This window comes from Dysgonomonas sp. GY617 (assembly GCF_015233815.1).
Lineage (GTDB): Bacteria > Bacteroidota > Bacteroidia > Bacteroidales > Dysgonomonadaceae > Dysgonomonas_A.
The window spans coordinates 15,453-31,878 of the sequence record NZ_JADCLR010000021.1; the positions used below are offsets into that span (position 1 = coordinate 15,453).

Sequence of the window (16,426 nt, forward strand, 5' to 3'; positions counted from 1 at the left end):
CAAGAATGAAGGCTATTAAAGTGAAAAAACGAGAAAACGGGAGGAGTTGTCTACCTCGAGAAGGTTCCTATCTTCCGAACTTGATTTTCAAAATCACTTCTGTAAAATTTGGTTTTGTTTTTAACCTTAGCACGGTAGTTGTAAATTGTATTTACTGAGTATCCAAGAAAACTTGCAATCTGCGAACTATCACTAATTCCGAGTCTAATAAGAGCAAAAATACGTAGTTCGGTATTTAGCTCTCCTTTTTTGAGTATAATTTGTTCTTCGGGTTGAAGTAATAAGTTGAATTCTTCAATAAAATCAGGAAACAGATGTAAGAACATAGTATCAAAGTTTCGAAACAATTCTTTTAATTCATGCTCTTTTAGATTGTTGTTTTTAGTAATCTTATATAACTCATCAATCTCACGATCTTTTATCTTACGATTAACCATCTTGCGGTAAGCATCCATCTTATCAATATACTCAGAACATTGATGAAGAAAGTAACTAATATATTCCTCTTTTATCTGATTGGCTTCAACAACTTCCATATTGGTTCTTTGAAGCTCTTCATTCATATTTTGCAGGGCAACATTAAGATTTTTCAATTGAGCATTAGATTCCTTCACATGAATACTCATAGCTTCTACTTTCTTCATTTGTTTATAAATAAAGAAGATAAGCACCAACAACAAGACTAATAGGACACTTATATATATGACATAAAGTCTCAGCTTATCTTTCTGATGTTCGCTTTTTTCATGATATGCCTGATCTATGATTGTTTGTACATTCAATATTTCCGATGCACGCAGACGAGTGTTGTATATATTGGCATTACTTAAAGAGAAACGAATATAATCGTATGCTCTGTTTATATTTCCTTCCTCAAAAAGTATGTTAGCTAACATCGAAATGGCTGCATTATCTTTTATTGCTGACTGAATATCAGAAATTGCTGCTCGGCATAGATACTTTTTCTGATTCAGAATATCGCCATTCTTCTGATATAGGAGTGATCGGTGAAAAGTAATAAGAGCATAATCTTCTTTTCCATTTTGGGTAAGGTTCAATCGTAGATCGTTTATTGCGAGAGCCTCTTCCACACGCCCTTCTTGCCGGAGAATAGTCTCTTTTAACTTTAAGTATTCGGGAGAATTATGCTCTAATATCAGAAACAGTGTGTCTACGTATATTTTGTATTGCCCCCAATATTCATTCTTACTTCGTTGGTTCTGAGTGTAAAAAGCCAGTCCTCCGTAAATATTTTTATAACATAAATAGTATTCTGCTATTTGCTCTTTATTTAAATTCTGTTTTGAGACTTTGCCAATCGCACTAAAAGATTCGCAATACATGCCCAGAGTAGAACATAGTCTTGCAATTTCAATATGGGTCTCATTTATTTTTTCAGATTGATTTAAAGAATAGCTAATATCCAAATTCTTATTTAAATAGTAGAGTGCCGAATCGGATATGTAAGTTTTGTACTCTTCGTATAACGATTTATTTAATAAGTAGAGTTCATTCTTATCTATATTCTGATATGTTCTCTTATTTTTTAATTCTTTTATCCTATTTTCTTTTAACTCTACATAGGTTTTATCCTGTTTTACTTTATCATCCAAAGCTTTTAGTAAAGAGTCTAATTCATTGTCCGCGGCAGACATCAAACCAATCCCCCAAATAGAGAGAGTAAAAAGAATAAATATTTTTTTCATATTATATTAGATTGAGACTTAAGATCTCTTATCACGATCAGAACTTAGCCTATGATTATCAGGTTATCGAAGATAAAGATAAGAAAAGAGATGATAATATAATTTAGTCAATCACACTATCTTTATCCCTAGTATAAAGATAGTGAATCTTTTAGAATAGTGTTTATCGTTTCCAGATCAATATCCTTAGTTGGATCAACTAATAAGATCTTCATCTTTACCCTATTTTCTCTGAGCAGTTGAGGGTGATCTAAGAGTCCACCATTTTCAATACCGATGTAGGGTTGTTTGAATTTTTTATGTATCCAAAAATAGCAAAACGGCTTGTTCTTATAATAGTAGAAAGGCAATTGATATTTCCATGCTTCGGTTATATTCTCATCGAAAGCGAGAATATGTTCTCGCAGGAATTGAAGACAACTGTTAGTGTCCTCATCATGCTCTAAAAAGAATTCATCGATAGGTCGAAGCATAGTTAACAGTTTTTAATTGCAGATTATTCAATTTTCTCTTTTAAATAGAGTCTGTCCAAAATCACTCAAAGAGATAAACGCTTATTCTCTCCAAATACCATTCTTAAAAAGCTGAAACCATTTATCAATATAACTACCATCAAATTCTAATCCCTCTAAAACTTTTTGTGTAAACTCGATAGGAGAAATACCACCGGCAGTAATGATATGGTTACAAAATACCGCTGATTGATTTTGATAATACATTTCCCCTTTATACTCAGGGGCAATAGCTTTCAAGTAGTTTAAATCATTGCTGGTATGCTCAATATTATTTAAGTACCCTTTACGTGCTAAATATACTGTAGCACCACATATCGCAGCAATTGTCACTTTATTCAGATAGACCTTTTCTACCAAGTGGTCAATATCAACTTCGTGTGGATTACTATTTTCCCAAAGAAAACCTCCAGGTAATATTAACATACTGATACTAGATGTATCAATGTTATTTAATGAGACGTTTGGTATTATCTCTAAACCTCCGATTGAGGTTACAGGTTTACCGTCAGTCGAAACGGTTAATAAATTGATTTCTTTATTTTTCTTAAGCTCTGGTGTTAGGAAAGCAATTTCCCAATCAGCGAAACCGTCAAAAAGATAAATATAGACATTCTTTTTTTCCATAATAAACTCTTTAAAATATTTGTTATTATTTGACTGATATAAAAATATCAACTTCTGCATTGTCCATATCTACAGATCGCTCTCCATAAACTTCGAAATCGGCAAGGTATGTTCTATTTAGATTCGATTGCCAGATTTCAGTCCATTTCTTATAAACAATATCATCAGACATTTTACCTTTAGCTGTATATTTTTCATAATTGTCAGCTTTGATAGTCAAACCGATAAACCCATCAGGAATATTATCCAAACTACTTACTTTACACCCTAAAACCGTGGTGTAGGGCTGAGTATAGTCGCCCTCGTATTCGGTATATATTCCGTAAACGCTATCACTCACCTTACTTGGTATCTTAGCCGCGATATTCTCCGTGATAAATTTCTCCCAAAGCTGTGGAATATCTTTTGCTGCCTGACCTCCTTCGTTTGTTGTTCTTACTGAGATGCCAATAACGAAGAATTTTTCGATTGTTGTTTTCATTTTTCTTTCAATTTTTATGATTCTCTGCAAAGAAAGCCCATCGTTATGACAACCCTGTGTCAAGGGTAGCCAGATATTTTACTTTGCATTCCTCGAAATAATCCTGAAAAGTAAAGTTATGAGGTTCGAAGTTCTCTGATAATACCTTCAACTCTTTTATTCGATCTATCCGGAAGGCTCGTTTTTCTTGCCTTAACCTGCAATGAGCTATCAGTATCCAATTTTCGTATGTACTATATAAAGCCAGTGGCTCAATTATCCTTTCCGTGGCTTCATTACTTTCCGAAGTATAAGAAATATCTATTAATTGAAGATTAGTAATTGCCAATTGTAGTAAAGATAAATAATCGCTTGTAGTCTTTCCTTCGGAGCAATTACGGATTTGAATACGCTCCGACAGCAGTTCAGCTTTGCTCTTGGTATTGTGTCTAAGTACCGCTTTTATTTTAGTGATTGCCTCCGTGTAGTTCTTTACAAACGATTCGTCTTTGTTATTAATCACTATTTTTTCAGCCGTAATCAGTGCATTGGCTTCGCTCTCACTAAACATCACGGGAGGTATGGCATAACCTTGCATCAGTGAATAACCTTTGCCTTCTTCCGTAAGAATAGGAACTCCTGCTTCTTCCAAAGCTTTCATATCCCGATAAACAGTACGGGTACTTATCCCGAACTTATCTGCTATGAATTTAGCGGTGATAATCTGACGCGATTGCAGCAATATCAGAATGGCGGTTAAGCGTGATAATCGGGAAGTATCTTGATGGAACATTTCTAATTTCGATATTGGAGGTCTCAGACCTGTTTACTATTTTATTTATGTAGTCGCCTATCAAAGATACTCATTCTGTAAAATTTGCTTACAATATTTGGGTTGTAAATTGTTTTCCCTGTCCGAATGACCAATTCTCGCTACCGTTATTCTCAACAAGTATTATTATAATATCATCCGGTTTGATAGTTGTAGCAGATGATATCCTCTGCGCTATTTCAGTATAAAGCAGGCTTTTTTGTTCGGCGGTTCTGCCTGCTCCTGCCGTTATCTGAATAAAGACAATATCATCGGTATGAGGTATCCCCAAATAGCTCTTCGGGTATTTAATCTGATACTGTTCCAATTCTTCGATCACCTGAATGTAATCGTCCAAAGGAATATGGAATTGAGAAATCAACGATTTATGAATACTTTCCGAAATAGCATTCTTTGTTTCCAACGATTGATCTTTACGTAAACTGATTCTTACAAATGGCATAGCTGTATCAATTAGTAGGTAAGATGGTTATAATATCTTCGTTATCCTCTAAGAGATAATAGGCTATAAATACCAATGGAATGCTATCCGAAGCATTATCGAATTTGAGGATAGGTTGGTCTTTAGGTTCATAGAACGCTGAGCCTGCTTCTAAAATTTGCTCGGATTGACCTTCGATCTGAAAGCGAACAGAGCCTGAGACAACAGAGCCCACAACAGGGCAACGATGCAGATGATAGCTAGCCTTTCCTCCTGCGGGAATGGTTATCTCTTTTATTTCAACTCTCGAAACTACTTGTTTCTGTAGTTGAGCAGTTAATAAGTCTTTTCTCGAAACGCTTACTTGTGCCATAACTTTACTGCAATTTAATGTAAGTATAACAAACAGTAATAAATATAAGTTTTTCATTATCAGACCTATTTGTTTATACTAACAAAGATATGCAGTAAGCTAACTAATTTTCATTGATGTAGGTTAAGAGATTTCAGTCGGCTCAACGATTCGGGTTTTATTCCCAGATATGAGGCTATATGATATTGTGTAACATGCTGTTCTATTTGCGGATAAGTCTTCAGTAATAAACGGTATCTTTCCAAAGCCGAATCCATCAGAAGCGATGTCTCTTTGATACATTTCTTTATAAAGAGAATATCTGCAATATACTTACCCCATTTATACCAATCGGTAGACTCATTCAGTAATAGATCGTAATTAGCTCGGGATAACAGCAAAACTTTAGAATCAGTCAATGACTGTATAATTCCTACGCTTGGCTCGGCATTCAAGAAACTTCGGTAAGAAGTGATAAAAGAACCTTGCACATAGAAATCGCTGATAAACTCCTCCCCTTCTTTCTCCCGATACGATCGCAACACACCTTCTTCAACAAAACCTATAAAAGTGCAGACCTTGCTTTCCTGCAAGAGAATGTCTTTTTTCGAAAAGGACTTTATCTCTGAAAGTGCTAACAACCTTTCGTAATGTGCTTCGGTTAGTTTTAGCTTCTCTACAATAATATTATGGAGTGACGTCATAATAGCTGTATAAAGGATGAACTAATCCTGTGGGTTCATAAAACTCAGTAGTAAAGGCTTTGAATCCCAGCTTTGTCAATAACTTACGAGAAGATTCATTTTGAGGATGATGCCCTGAGAAAATATTCCGAGCCTTTAATACTTCTAATGCATAGTTAAGGCTGAATCGGGCAGCTTCCGACGCATAGCCTTTATTCCAAAAGTCTGGCAGTAATTGAAACCCGAGTTCGTAAATATCTGTTTCGTCGTGATAAGGCTTCAAACCACAACACCCCATAAATTCAGAGGTTTCGAGATCATAAAGCTTCCAGTACTGAACACCGTATAATTTTTGGTTTTGGATTTCTCTCGCCAATCTTTCGGCGATTTGTTCGGAAGTATATATTCCTGTAGCAGAAAGTAATTTCATTACATCAGGGTTACTCCACAGAGAAGTTGCCGCCTCAGTGTCACTTTTGCGCCATACGGAAAAACCTATTCGTTCGGTCTTAAAAATATACTGATCCATAGAATCTTACTTATTGGATTACTAACTTTTAGCAAATTAAAAAAGGTTATAAAAGTGACACTTTTTTTGATCTCTTTTATTGTCACCTTTCGCAAAGGGTAAACTGCTGTATTATTAAAGATAAATATAATCAAGTTTCCAGTTTATAGCTATTCTATTCAGGCTCATCTGTATCCAAACAAAATGTATGTCCGGCAGGATCAAACATAGTTCTTGAAGTTTTGAAGTGCTGCACATCTGCGATTTTAGCTCCACATTCAACAGCATATTGTACTGCCTCCTCCAGATTTTCTACAAAGAAATCGAGATGTAACATCTGACCTTGTTTCCCCTTTTCCCAAGGCCACACAGGAGGTTCATATCCTTCAACTTCCTGAAAGGCTATAACAGCACCTGTTGGAGAGGTTACTGCCGCCCATCCGTTTGCATGAGGATGAGTCCACTCCCATCCGAGTAATTTATTATAGAAATTTGCCATCACTCCGGCATCGGCACAATCAATAACAATATTGATCTTTTGGATATTTAATTTCATGTATATAGAATTTTTCCTCAATCTATTTCCCTATATCCTCAAATACTCTTCTTACTTGTATTCGAAGCAAATAAACAATGAACTTTTTCATCATGTCTAAAATTTGAAAGTAAATATATGAATTATTACTCTACAATTTAACTCATGAAAAGGGTTTGCAAACGAACAATCAAATTAGTCTAAAATCTTATTCCCAGAAATCAAAGAAATGATGCACGGGACCATGCCCTTTTCCAATCTCATATTCTGCACCCACTGCTATTGCTTTCGTCATATACTCTTTTGCTTTTCTGACGGCATCATTCAAGGATAATCCATGAGCTAGAAATGCAGCTACAGCAGATGAAAATGTGCAACCTGTGCCATGTGTATTGCGTGTGTGAATACGTTCTGATCTCAGTTCTATTACTTCATCAGTCTCAGCATTATAAAACACATCAACAAGGTTATCTTCTGTCAGATGACCTGCTTTCAACAGCACGGAAACCGACCGATTGAAAGACAAATCTTTTACTATCAGAGGCAAATCATACTGGCTTGTTATTTTTTGTCCGATCAAAATTTCTGCTTCGGGAATATTTGGTGTAATAACACGAACATAGGGTATCAATTCATTTTTAAGCGTTTCGATAGCCTCATCCTGCAATAGTTTATCACCCGAAGTAGCCACCATTACAGGATCTAAAACTATGTTGCTTATATTATATTTCAGAAGTGTTTCTTTCACAGCTCGAATCAATTCCGAAGAATGAAGCATACCGATTTTAATAGCATCTGCTCCAATATCATCCAATACCGATTTTATTTGTCCTGAAACAAAAGGAACAGGAATAGGATGCACATCAGTCACGCCAATTGTGTTTTCATCTACCACCGCTGTAATAACTGTCATGCCATAACATCCGCATGCCGAAAACGTTTTCAAGTCGGCTTGAATGCCAGCTCCTCCACTTGGGTCGCTACCCGCAATGGTTAGTGCCCGTTTATATTGTTTTTTCATTATCTGTTTTCTCTATTTTTATTTACTAGTCAAACATAAGGGTATGGGATTTTATATTTGCCACTGTTCCTGTTTATAGGCACTATCCCAGAACATCCACTCCAATTTAGAACACATAACAAATGCATCTGTCATTGCCTTACGTTGGACTTGTGTACAAGTATCTGCCACCTCGTTACAGATGGAAATTGCGGTCTCTACCGACTCGGCAAAATCATCTCCTCCATAAGTATTTATCCAACTTTGGTATGGATTCTCTCCTTTAGTCTGATTTGCCAATATATAATCGCCCACCTCTTTGTATATCCAAAAGCAAGGCAAAACGGCGGCCAAAGCCACCTCTATTGGTGCATTAGCTAATTGCTTCATCAAGAAAGATGTGTATAGCAGGCAACTTGGCGAGGCTTCTATCTTCTCTTTTTTATCCAATTCGTGTACAAACGATTCGTGTAATATCTTCTCAACAGCAACACTTTCTCCTGCAAAATGAATAAAAGCTTCGATATGTCTGGGATTACTCAATTTCGAAGCAATAGCGGTCAACACTCTGCCGTAGTCTGCCAAATAAATGGCATCCTGCTGAATGTAGAATATAAACTTTTTATTATTGAGTGTGCCATTCATCAATTCTTTTATAAATGACAATTCTTGTATCTTTTTGTAGACTGGTTCAATCGCCTGCCATGCTTCTTCACTCCATTTCATATGCTAATTTTTGTCTTCTGAATTATACTTCTAAGTTGTAAAGCCGATTCTTTCGGATTCGCTGCCGACATTATTGCCGATACTACCGAGATACCATCAGCACCTGCCTCAATTATATCGGCAGCATTGGTTTGATTAATTCCTCCGATGCCCACAATAGGATGTTTACTTATTTTCTGAATCTCCCGTATACCACTTAATCCCAGAGCAGGAGCTGTATCGGTTTTGGTGGAAGTTCCAAATACAGGCGATATGCCGATATAGTCAACATCTAATTCGTTTGCATCAATGGCATCTTGCAGACATTCTACCGACAAACCGATAATCTTATCCTTACCCAACAGTTTTCGAGCAATTGCATAAGGCATATCACTTTGTCCGATATGTAAACCCTCAGCATCACAAGCCAGAGCAATATCTAAACGATCATTAATAATCAATGGGATATTATAAGGTCGTAAACATTCTTTCAGAAGAATTGCTTGTTGATAAAATTCAAGAGTAGAACAATCCTTTTCACGAAGTTGCACCATAGTCACTCCTCCTTTTGCAGCTTCGCTTACAACATATTCTAATGTCCACCCTAGAGAAAGCGATCTGTCGGTAACCAGATAAAGACTTAAATCAAATGATTTCATTACAATTTCAATTTATTTCGGAGTGTGTTTTCATTCAGATTGAATAATTCATCCAGAAAATGAACCTGCATACTTCCATTACCTTGCGATTTGGCAGCCGCCAATTCTCCAGAAATACCCATTACAGCCATTCCATGAGTTGCCGCTTCTAACATATTAGGGTTAACAGCAGCAAATGCTGCTACAATAGTAGTAGCGGTGCATCCCATGCCTGTCACCCACGACATCAGTGTATTACCATTTGACACCATTTCTGTTATTTGTCCATTGGTAATATAATCGGTTTGCCCGCTTATAACAACTACTGCACCTGTATCCTTAGCTAAAGTTTTAGCAGAATCAAGTGCCGAATCGGATGAACTTGTGCTGTCTACTCCTTTAGTCTTAATATTGCTGTTTACCAAAGACATAATCTCAGAAGCATTTCCTCTGATTATTGATGGTTTGCACTCCTCTAGTATTTGCTGGCATACTTGGGTTCGATACGAAGTTGCTCCTGCTCCAACAGGATCGAAGATGATAGGTGTTTTCTTCGCTTGTGCTGCTTTTCCTGCAATAAGCATAGCTTTAACCCAGTCGGTATCTAAAGTACCGATGTTAATCACGAGGGCAGATGCAATATTTACCATTTCGGAAACTTCATCCACTGCATGTGCCATAACAGGTGATGCACCAATGGACAAAAGAGCATTTGCCGTGTTATTCATCACTACATAATTGGTTATGTTATGGATGAGGGGAGATTTTTCTCTGACCAGATTCAAATCTCTTACTAAGTTTTGGATATTTATCATACGTTTTAGAATCTAAAATAAAAAAAGCCGCTTCGTGCAACACGAAACGGCTTTATAAATAATATATCGATGTGATGATTATTCAAAAAGTCAACCGTTTCCCTACGATGTCATTACAACATATCAGGTTCAAGGGTCTAATCTCAGCTCTTTCTACGAAAGAACACCCCCAACAGTGATGACTACAAACTTATAAAAAATATCTGAACTGAATGGATTTATGACCGAAATATAAATTCATTTAATAAATTGCATTCTCTTTTGTGATTGTATAAAATAAACGTGAAAAAATATGCTGACTTTATTTGAGTTATCAGAATTATTAACAGCATTGAAGTGCGATTATGAGATAATTCAACATAATCAGCCTATTTTGAAAACGGAAGATGCCAGCAAATACTTTGACTATAGCAATACCGCTCCCGTTTTTATTATAAAAACGGAGAAAGGGTTTTATGCTTTAATTGTCAGTAATCAATATAATCGTCTTGATTTTAAAAAGCTCGCACAAGATTTAGGCTTTTCAAAAATGAAATTAGCCGAAAAATCAGATGTCCTTAAAATAACAGGATATGAAGTAGGTACTATACCATTAATTGGACACAACTTACCTTGCTTATTTGATAAAAGGCTTTTGGCTTTTGATTACATTTATGGAGGAACGGGAGGTCAATTTCAGACCCTAAAGATAAACCCAAAGGATGTTATCAGATTAAATAATAATACAGTAGAAATAGAAATTCAATAGTTTAGAATATAATGATGGAGAATACTATAATAAGAAAGGCTGAGCAAACAGATTTAGATTCTGTTTACGATTTAGTTTGTGAATTAGAAGATACCAAGTTAGACAAAGAGGCTTTTACTCAGATTTATAAAAGGCAAATCTCTAATAGTAATTTTCACCTTATAGTAGCTCAGAAGAATGAATTGGTTACAGGATTTTTGTCCTTGCAAATAAAGGAACATCTTCATCATGCAGGAAAAATAGCAGAGATAGTAGAATTGATTATTCACGAACCTTCTCGTGGATTAAAAATTGGTGATTTGCTTTTTCAGGCAGCTAAAAAGATTACCAGACAGAGTAATTGTTTACAGCTAGAACTCTGCACAAATGTAAGAAGGATAAGAGCACATCTGTTTTATGAACGCCAGGGTATGAAGAAGTCTCATTATAGCTTCACAATGCCTCTTTAAAGATTAGGCTAATGTTCTTCCAACGCAAAAAGAGCTGTAAAACACAGCTCTTTTTGCAATATCATGTAAGAGAAATCATTTCTTGTCATTCACCTGAATATAGGTCTTTTTATCTAGCCCTACCCCAGTAATAGTTACTTTCTTCCAATGAGGAGGCATTGCAGTTCTTAATTGTCTTATTCCTCCCTGAGGATTAATGTCCAGACCTCCAAAACCCATCATTACAGCTTGCAGTAGACCTCCAGCACCGGTTGCAAAGTAAGGATTAGTACCTCCTTTGTATTCTGCCATTACTCTGAATGGAGGATTTAAATTGGGTAAATATGCATCTTTAAACCAATGGTAAGCTGTGGCTCCGTCTCCAGTTCTGCTATAAAGTAAGGCAAATATTGCTTGTGTCATAGCAGGAGTATCTCTATCTGGAACTTTTGTTTCATAGAATTTTAAATCTTTTATTATCTGATTCTCGTCCGTTACAATACCAAGCGGATACGCTAATAAATTTACATCTGCTTGTTTTATCTTCTGATCTGTATATGTATCATGTTCGCGTGTAACGCCATTTTCCATAGTAAAGATCGGAATATTATCTGCTATCTTACTCCATTCTTTTGGTGCCGCAACTCCAAGTACTGCAGCACATTCTGTTGCATATTGTAAATTCTTAATTGCAGCTCCATTTGTATAAGCATTGTTATCTACATTCTCTGCCCATTCATCTGCCGCAACTACATTCTTAATTTCATATTGTCCTTTATTGTTTAGTTCTACTCTACTTGCCCAAAACTCGGCAGTAGCTTTTAATATTGGCCATCCTTTTTCTTTTAACCATTCTATATCCTGAGTAACCAAATAATACTGCCAAGCTGCAATACCAACATCGGCTGTTATATGATGCTCGAAAGTTCCCGACAATGCCCAAACGGGACACTCCTCCGCTCCACTCGCTGCACTTTCCCAAGGAAACATAGCACCCGCATAGCCATAGATAGCAGCTTGTTGTCTGGCCGCATCAAGTCTTCGGTAGCGATATTCTATCATACTCTTTGCTATTTTAGGATGTAATAGTAAGAGAGGAGGATACATAAATATTTCAGTATCCCAAAAGATATGCCCATTGTATCCTAATCCACTCAACCCCATAGGTGATGGCGAAAGGTCGGTATTCTCACGAGTAAAAGAATAAAGATGATAAAGCATGCTCCTTATATCTTGTTGTGCTTGCGGATCTCCATCTATTTGAATATCACCTTCCCATAATTTATCCCATGCCTTTTGATGTCGGTTTAGCAAGCGCTCCTTTCCTTCGAGTTTTGCGTATATGGTCATACGTTCTGCTTGATTAAAAGGATCGGGAGTCTGCACAGATGAAAGCAGTGTTCCAACTACCGAAAAAGAGTATTGTTCCCCTGTTTTTATTTCTTTAGCAAACTTTGCACTATGCTTGTTACTATCTTCTACTTTATGATATATTTTAGGCTCAGACAAAGGAGCTTCTTCGAAAAGGAAAGTGTTAGAAACAGCAACTTTAATATTCTTAGATGGACTGTCTGCAATAGAAGTGAGCAAAGGAATATATAGGTGAGGTCTGTCTATTTCGTGATAATAGTTCTGCTGATCTCTAAGTGAAGATGGAGTCTCCAATACATTCTCTGCATCTATCTTTATGCCAGACTTAGCTTTTATATTTACATCAAGAAGAACGCAATGAGGTAAATTTCTCAAAGCATAATAAGAATAGGTTACCGTAGCTATATTTTTATAATCGAATGATCCGGAGAAACTCCCTTCTTTCATATTCAGTTCTTGTCTGAAATTAGAGACGTTTCCGCTATGGAGATAATCTCCATTTATGGATAGATTCAGATTTAAAAGATTATAATTAGGCAAAAAATTACTCACCCTCCCTCTATTGTATATATCATATACTCCTGCAAGAACCACTTCTTTTACCTTAAGAGGTTCGGGAGAAGATATAATACCAATCATACCATTGGCAACCGTAACCCCATAATAGTTACTAAACTCTGATTGATTCGCCGATATTATCCACGGATTTTGGGCTTTAAGAGTAAAGACTGAAATTAGGATAATAAAGAGTAATAAAGTGCATTTATGCTTCATCAGGTGAATTCTTGATTAGTTGGTCTATTTCGTTTATGTGTAAATTCAAATGGCTTAGATAGCCTTCTATCATATTGTGCAGGGTTACTTTATTCCCTTCGAAATCGTTCCAATAGTTTTTTAATTTCGTATGGTCTACTGTTTTTATAATCTGGATAATGTGAAGGTTATAAAACTTCCACAATTGCACTAGATTAATCCAATCTGTATGCTGATAGTCCTGAACTACAATCCATAAGTCATTATCCTGACGATAATCGGGAAACTCTAAGTATTTATTATATTGTAATCTTACTATTCGTTGATGATTGTTGGATGCAGAATCGACCAAATGACCTAGTATTTGTTTAATTGTGCGGCTCTGTTTATTTTTACATTCACCAATTGTGTCAATAGGTAAACCTGTAAGTATTGGTTCCCATGTTTCTACAACCCGATGAACTCCATTCGTAATATCAGTAAAATCGGTATTCATATATGATGTATTTAAAGTTCAAGCCTGTTTTTTGATAAGGGAAATACGCCCTTCAAACAGATTAACAAATCTAGTAATAAATGATTATAATATCTTCGGCGTTATTGTAAACAAAATTAAAAATTCTCCACAATGCAGTTACATTTTGATAGAAATACCATTCAACATCTAAGCATCATCCATCTATGAAAATAAAGAAAGCCACCTTGAAAAAAGGTGGCTTTCTAATATTTAAGTGAGAAACTTCAATTTGTTTATTCTTTACTCCACAGGTGCTATCTCTTCATTATAAAGAGCTTTTACTTGACCTTCAACCAGAGCAATATTGTAGAACTTAATTTCGTCCATTGCTCCTTCGAAATGATCCCAAGATGTTGGAGTATCCCATCCAGACCAGTCCCATGAAGCCAATGCTTCTTCGTAAGTAGTAGCAGCACCTATCATCAGAGGCAATTGTTTGTTAAGTGACGAAATGTAAGCCGGCATGTGTGCCCCTCCCAAATTAGGTTTAGTAGTATTTGTCCACTCTTTGGTCAATCGTCCATTTACATAGAAAGATAATTTCTGATTGCTAAGATCTAATGAAACTACTACATGTGCCCATTTACCTGGAGCCACCGATTGATCGTATTCATTGTCAGCATCTGTAAACCCTAGAGTTGATTGAACTGTGAAAAACGCTTTACCTTGTTCTTGTATCTGGAATTTCCAGTTATTCCAATAGTTTAAAGAAGCTACATAGTTTCCACCTTTTGTTACATCAGGCTTCAACCAAACAGCAATACTCAATTGTTGTCCTAAGAAATCAGCAGGAGCATAATTAGGAATTTCAAGATGCGAACCATTTTTAAAGTGGATAGCTTTACCTTTCACTCCCTCTACAAACTCAGGTAATGATGTTATTGGAAATATTTGAGATGGACCAGCAGTTAAATTAGCCGTAAGTTTTTTAATACCATCACTCACTAAAGACGAACCTTCTCCTTCATCAAATCCCCAGCCTGCAATAAGCGCCTCAACAGGAATACCAATGAGTCTCGAACGTAGAAACTTATTTCTAGCTTCTTCAAGATGGATAGTCATATTCTTTATATCCTGACTTGACAATGAACCTTGTTCTAAAACGCTTTGAATAAGGTTTAACTTGGCTTCAAATTCGTCTAAACTCGATTGCTCAAACTCCGTAGTAGTTGCTGTTTCCCAAAGGTTGAAAGCATCTGCAAGTTCAGCTTTTAAAGCTGTTGGGTCTCCCGGTATAAACACTTCTTTATCATCGCTGCTACATCCGGCCAACAAGGGAAGTATAAGCAGCAGTGATACTGCCCATACACCCATTTTATATAATTTATTCTGTTTCATAACCTGTTTCTTTAAAGTTATTTAATACCATGATTAGAATCTACTTCTGCTTGAGGAAGAGGGAAGTAATAGCGTGGAGACTCCCATTTGAAATTAGGTCCTAGAGCTGCACTTGCAACTTCTTGACCCCATCTCATCAAGTCGAAGAATCGATGAAATTCAAACCCTAATTCTCTACGACGTTCCGTATAAATAGCTGATCTCATTTGAGATTGACTTACAGCTTTTACTTTATCTAATCCGGCTCTTGCTCTTACTTTATCTAAAGCAGCAACACCTTCCGAAAGATTACCTTTTTCGGTATATGCTTCGGCTTTCATCAATAAAATATCAGCATAACGCATATAGATATAAGGAAGTCCGCCATCACCTTTTGTTCCCCATGCAACTTCAGATGCAGGTTGATTGTGTTTTCTTATCAAATAACCAGTTGTACTCCAAGTCGGATCGAAAGGCTCACCGTTTACCCAATCGTGACCATCGCGACCAATAGAAATATCTAAACGAGGATCTGTTTTTCCATCAATTGTCGTTTCGTCGAAAGAAGCCACATAGCTGGCAGTAGGTGCATTTGTATAATAACCGTTTTCAATTAAAGGAGCAAACCATTGGTTCAACGAGTTTCCTACTCCCGGATTTTTGTTACTCATATGACGAACCGCAAATACTACTTCTTTACTATTCTCTGCTCCCAGTTTAAACAATGTAGCATAGTTAGGCTCTAAATCATAACCCAAAGGCTCAATATTATTCACAATGGTTGAAATACTTTCGTCCCATTTTTGTTGATAGAGTTGAGCTTTAGCTAATAAGCCAAATGTGGCTCCTTTTGTAACTCTTCCTGCATTTGCCGCGTCATAACTTGCAGGTAAAACAGCAGCAGCTTCTTTTAGATCTTTCTCAATCTGAGCGTATATATCAGCCACTTCGCTCAATCTTAAATTTACGTTAGATGGTGAAGATGGTACCAATCTCAAAGGAACTTTTCCCCAAATATTTACCAAATTGAAATAATGATATGCTCTGATAAATTTAGCCTCTGCTATCATTTGTTGTTTTGTAGCATCGTCAATACCTGAGTTGTAAACTCCTGTAATAACATTGTTGGCACGGCTTATACCTTCGTAAGTAAATTTCCAATAAGTATATAAAACTCCATTGGACGATTTAACTTCGAAGTTATCAATAGAAGTCATGTCTGCCTGATCTCCGGGGTTTCCACCTTTTACAGCATCATCTGAAGCAATATCACCAAATACCCATATCATATTTGAAGAAGTGGTGAAACTCAAATTATTATAAACACCTGTTAGTACAAGGTCGGCTTCGGCTGGAGTATTGAATATATTATCGGAAGAATGCTCCCCTTTCAGAGGCTCATCCAAGAAGCTTTCACACGATGTGAAAAGAAAACTTCCCGCTAATGCTAATATAAATAGATATTTTTTCATGTCTAATTATTTTTAAGTAATGAATA

20 protein-coding genes and 1 riboswitch are annotated in these 16,426 nt (G+C 36.3%); of the genes, 2 read left to right on the forward strand and 18 right to left on the reverse strand.

Translation table 11 applies throughout. From position 1 onward, the window contains the following. Positions 1–50 precede the first annotated feature (50 nt). The 14 genes from IR022_RS09905 to thiM form a co-directional block, all read right to left on the reverse strand. A complete protein-coding gene (locus tag IR022_RS09905; protein ID WP_194203583.1) occupies positions 51–1,706 on the reverse strand; it encodes a DUF6377 domain-containing protein in 1,656 nt (551 codons plus the stop codon). A gap of 128 nt (positions 1,707–1,834) precedes the next feature. Next, a complete protein-coding gene (locus tag IR022_RS09910) occupies positions 1,835–2,179 on the reverse strand; it encodes a DUF1801 domain-containing protein (protein ID WP_194203584.1) in 345 nt (114 codons plus the stop codon). Between the two features lie 81 nt (positions 2,180–2,260). After that, on the reverse strand, positions 2,261–2,845 hold the full coding sequence (locus IR022_RS09915; RefSeq protein ID WP_194203585.1) for a DJ-1/PfpI family protein: 585 nt from the start codon (positions 2,843–2,845) through the stop codon (positions 2,261–2,263). Between the two features lie 25 nt (positions 2,846–2,870). After that, on the reverse strand, positions 2,871–3,326 hold the full coding sequence (locus IR022_RS09920) for a GyrI-like domain-containing protein (RefSeq protein ID WP_194203586.1): 456 nt from the start codon (positions 3,324–3,326) through the stop codon (positions 2,871–2,873). Positions 3,327–3,369: 43 nt separating this feature from the next. Next, the gene (locus IR022_RS09925; protein WP_194203587.1) at positions 3,370–4,098 is read right to left on the reverse strand and encodes a helix-turn-helix transcriptional regulator; all 729 of its coding nucleotides are present in this window, start codon (positions 4,096–4,098) and stop codon (positions 3,370–3,372) included. A gap of 88 nt (positions 4,099–4,186) precedes the next feature. Continuing rightward, on the reverse strand, positions 4,187–4,579 hold the full coding sequence (locus tag IR022_RS09930) for a tautomerase family protein (RefSeq protein ID WP_194203588.1): 393 nt from the start codon (positions 4,577–4,579) through the stop codon (positions 4,187–4,189). Between the two features lie 7 nt (positions 4,580–4,586). Then, positions 4,587–4,931, reverse strand: a complete 345-nt coding sequence (locus IR022_RS09935) for a cupin domain-containing protein (RefSeq protein WP_050710485.1) — start codon at positions 4,929–4,931, stop codon at positions 4,587–4,589. A gap of 110 nt (positions 4,932–5,041) precedes the next feature. Continuing rightward, the gene (locus IR022_RS09940; protein ID WP_194203589.1) at positions 5,042–5,614 is read right to left on the reverse strand and encodes a Crp/Fnr family transcriptional regulator; all 573 of its coding nucleotides are present in this window, start codon (positions 5,612–5,614) and stop codon (positions 5,042–5,044) included. Next, on the reverse strand, positions 5,598–6,122 hold the full coding sequence (locus IR022_RS09945; protein ID WP_194203590.1) for a GNAT family N-acetyltransferase: 525 nt from the start codon (positions 6,120–6,122) through the stop codon (positions 5,598–5,600). Before IR022_RS09945 ends, IR022_RS09940 begins: the two co-directional genes overlap by 17 nt. Before the next feature lie 154 nt (positions 6,123–6,276). Next, on the reverse strand, positions 6,277–6,657 hold the full coding sequence (locus IR022_RS09950) for a VOC family protein (RefSeq protein WP_050710431.1): 381 nt from the start codon (positions 6,655–6,657) through the stop codon (positions 6,277–6,279). 187 nt (positions 6,658–6,844) lie between these two features. Continuing rightward, complete coding sequence (gene thiD / locus IR022_RS09955) at positions 6,845–7,657, reverse strand: bifunctional hydroxymethylpyrimidine kinase/phosphomethylpyrimidine kinase (protein ID WP_194203591.1); 813 nt, start codon at positions 7,655–7,657, stop codon at positions 6,845–6,847. A 51-nt stretch (positions 7,658–7,708) separates the two neighbouring features. Then, positions 7,709–8,362 carry a thiaminase II gene (gene tenA, locus IR022_RS09960; protein WP_194203592.1) on the reverse strand — a complete coding sequence of 218 codons (654 nt, stop codon included), beginning with the start codon at positions 8,360–8,362 and terminating at the stop codon, positions 7,709–7,711. Beyond that, complete coding sequence (gene thiE, locus IR022_RS09965; protein WP_194203593.1) at positions 8,359–9,000, reverse strand: thiamine phosphate synthase; 642 nt, start codon at positions 8,998–9,000, stop codon at positions 8,359–8,361. The genes tenA and thiE overlap by 4 nt, the downstream gene beginning before the upstream one ends. Beyond that, on the reverse strand, positions 9,000–9,794 hold the full coding sequence (gene thiM / locus IR022_RS09970; RefSeq protein ID WP_194203594.1) for a hydroxyethylthiazole kinase: 795 nt from the start codon (positions 9,792–9,794) through the stop codon (positions 9,000–9,002). Before thiM ends, thiE begins: the two co-directional genes overlap by 1 nt. A gap of 82 nt (positions 9,795–9,876) precedes the next feature. Then, positions 9,877–9,975, reverse strand: a riboswitch (TPP riboswitch). A 111-nt stretch (positions 9,976–10,086) separates the two neighbouring features. On the opposite strand from thiM, the gene IR022_RS09975 reads away from it, so the two are divergent. Together IR022_RS09975 and IR022_RS09980 are read left to right on the forward strand one after the other, a co-directional pair. Then, positions 10,087–10,542, forward strand: a complete 456-nt coding sequence (locus IR022_RS09975) for an aminoacyl-tRNA deacylase (RefSeq protein WP_194203595.1) — start codon at positions 10,087–10,089, stop codon at positions 10,540–10,542. Positions 10,543–10,553: 11 nt separating this feature from the next. Further along, entirely contained in the window at positions 10,554–10,991 is a 438-nt protein-coding gene (locus IR022_RS09980) for a GNAT family N-acetyltransferase (protein ID WP_194203596.1), read from the forward strand. Between the two features lie 75 nt (positions 10,992–11,066). Here IR022_RS09980 and IR022_RS09985 read toward each other — a convergent pair whose 3' ends face one another. The 4 genes from IR022_RS09985 to IR022_RS10000 all read right to left on the reverse strand — a co-directional run bounded on the left by IR022_RS09985 (position 11,067) and on the right by IR022_RS10000 (position 16,400). Beyond that, on the reverse strand, positions 11,067–13,115 hold the full coding sequence (locus IR022_RS09985; RefSeq protein ID WP_194203597.1) for a glycoside hydrolase family 65 protein: 2,049 nt from the start codon (positions 13,113–13,115) through the stop codon (positions 11,067–11,069). Next, positions 13,105–13,590: a DinB family protein gene (locus IR022_RS09990; protein ID WP_194203598.1), complete on the reverse strand. Its 486-nt coding sequence runs from the start codon at positions 13,588–13,590 to the stop codon at positions 13,105–13,107. Before IR022_RS09990 ends, IR022_RS09985 begins: the two co-directional genes overlap by 11 nt. A 261-nt stretch (positions 13,591–13,851) precedes the next feature. Further along, positions 13,852–14,949 (reverse strand): LamG domain-containing protein, encoded by a 1,098-nt coding sequence (locus IR022_RS09995; protein ID WP_050710422.1) that lies wholly within the window; start codon positions 14,947–14,949, stop codon positions 13,852–13,854. Positions 14,950–14,966: 17 nt separating this feature from the next. After that, the gene (locus tag IR022_RS10000; RefSeq protein WP_194203599.1) at positions 14,967–16,400 is read right to left on the reverse strand and encodes a RagB/SusD family nutrient uptake outer membrane protein; all 1,434 of its coding nucleotides are present in this window, start codon (positions 16,398–16,400) and stop codon (positions 14,967–14,969) included. Between the last annotated feature and the right edge of the window lie 26 nt (positions 16,401–16,426).

Excerpts from the sequence above, each read along its gene's own strand:
- IR022_RS09985 (WP_194203597.1), bottom strand. The coding sequence starts at position 13,115 with ATGAAGCATAAATGCACTTTATTACTCTTTATTATCCTAATTTCAGTC.
- thiM (WP_194203594.1), bottom strand. The coding sequence starts at position 9,794 with ATGATAAATATCCAAAACTTAGTAAGAGATTTGAATCTGGTCAGAGAA.
- IR022_RS09990 (WP_194203598.1), bottom strand. The coding sequence starts at position 13,590 with ATGAATACCGATTTTACTGATATTACGAATGGAGTTCATCGGGTTGTA.
- IR022_RS09920 (WP_194203586.1), bottom strand. The coding sequence starts at position 3,326 with ATGAAAACAACAATCGAAAAATTCTTCGTTATTGGCATCTCAGTAAGA.
- IR022_RS09995 (WP_050710422.1), bottom strand. The coding sequence starts at position 14,949 with ATGAAACAGAATAAATTATATAAAATGGGTGTATGGGCAGTATCACTG.
- IR022_RS09935 (WP_050710485.1), bottom strand. The coding sequence starts at position 4,931 with ATGGCACAAGTAAGCGTTTCGAGAAAAGACTTATTAACTGCTCAACTA.
- IR022_RS09910 (WP_194203584.1), bottom strand. The coding sequence starts at position 2,179 with ATGCTTCGACCTATCGATGAATTCTTTTTAGAGCATGATGAGGACACT.
- IR022_RS09940 (WP_194203589.1), bottom strand. The coding sequence starts at position 5,614 with ATGACGTCACTCCATAATATTATTGTAGAGAAGCTAAAACTAACCGAA.
- IR022_RS09915 (WP_194203585.1), bottom strand. The coding sequence starts at position 2,845 with ATGGAAAAAAAGAATGTCTATATTTATCTTTTTGACGGTTTCGCTGAT.
- thiD (WP_194203591.1), bottom strand. The coding sequence starts at position 7,657 with ATGAAAAAACAATATAAACGGGCACTAACCATTGCGGGTAGCGACCCA.
- thiE (WP_194203593.1), bottom strand. The coding sequence starts at position 9,000 with ATGAAATCATTTGATTTAAGTCTTTATCTGGTTACCGACAGATCGCTT.
- IR022_RS09975 (WP_194203595.1), top strand. The coding sequence starts at position 10,087 with ATGCTGACTTTATTTGAGTTATCAGAATTATTAACAGCATTGAAGTGC.
- IR022_RS09925 (WP_194203587.1), bottom strand. The coding sequence starts at position 4,098 with ATGTTCCATCAAGATACTTCCCGATTATCACGCTTAACCGCCATTCTG.
- IR022_RS10000 (WP_194203599.1), bottom strand. The coding sequence starts at position 16,400 with ATGAAAAAATATCTATTTATATTAGCATTAGCGGGAAGTTTTCTTTTC.
- tenA (WP_194203592.1), bottom strand. The coding sequence starts at position 8,362 with ATGAAATGGAGTGAAGAAGCATGGCAGGCGATTGAACCAGTCTACAAA.
- IR022_RS09905 (WP_194203583.1), bottom strand. The coding sequence starts at position 1,706 with ATGAAAAAAATATTTATTCTTTTTACTCTCTCTATTTGGGGGATTGGT.
- IR022_RS09950 (WP_050710431.1), bottom strand. The coding sequence starts at position 6,657 with ATGAAATTAAATATCCAAAAGATCAATATTGTTATTGATTGTGCCGAT.
- IR022_RS09945 (WP_194203590.1), bottom strand. The coding sequence starts at position 6,122 with ATGGATCAGTATATTTTTAAGACCGAACGAATAGGTTTTTCCGTATGG.
- IR022_RS09930 (WP_194203588.1), bottom strand. The coding sequence starts at position 4,579 with ATGCCATTTGTAAGAATCAGTTTACGTAAAGATCAATCGTTGGAAACA.
- IR022_RS09980 (WP_194203596.1), top strand. The coding sequence starts at position 10,554 with ATGATGGAGAATACTATAATAAGAAAGGCTGAGCAAACAGATTTAGAT.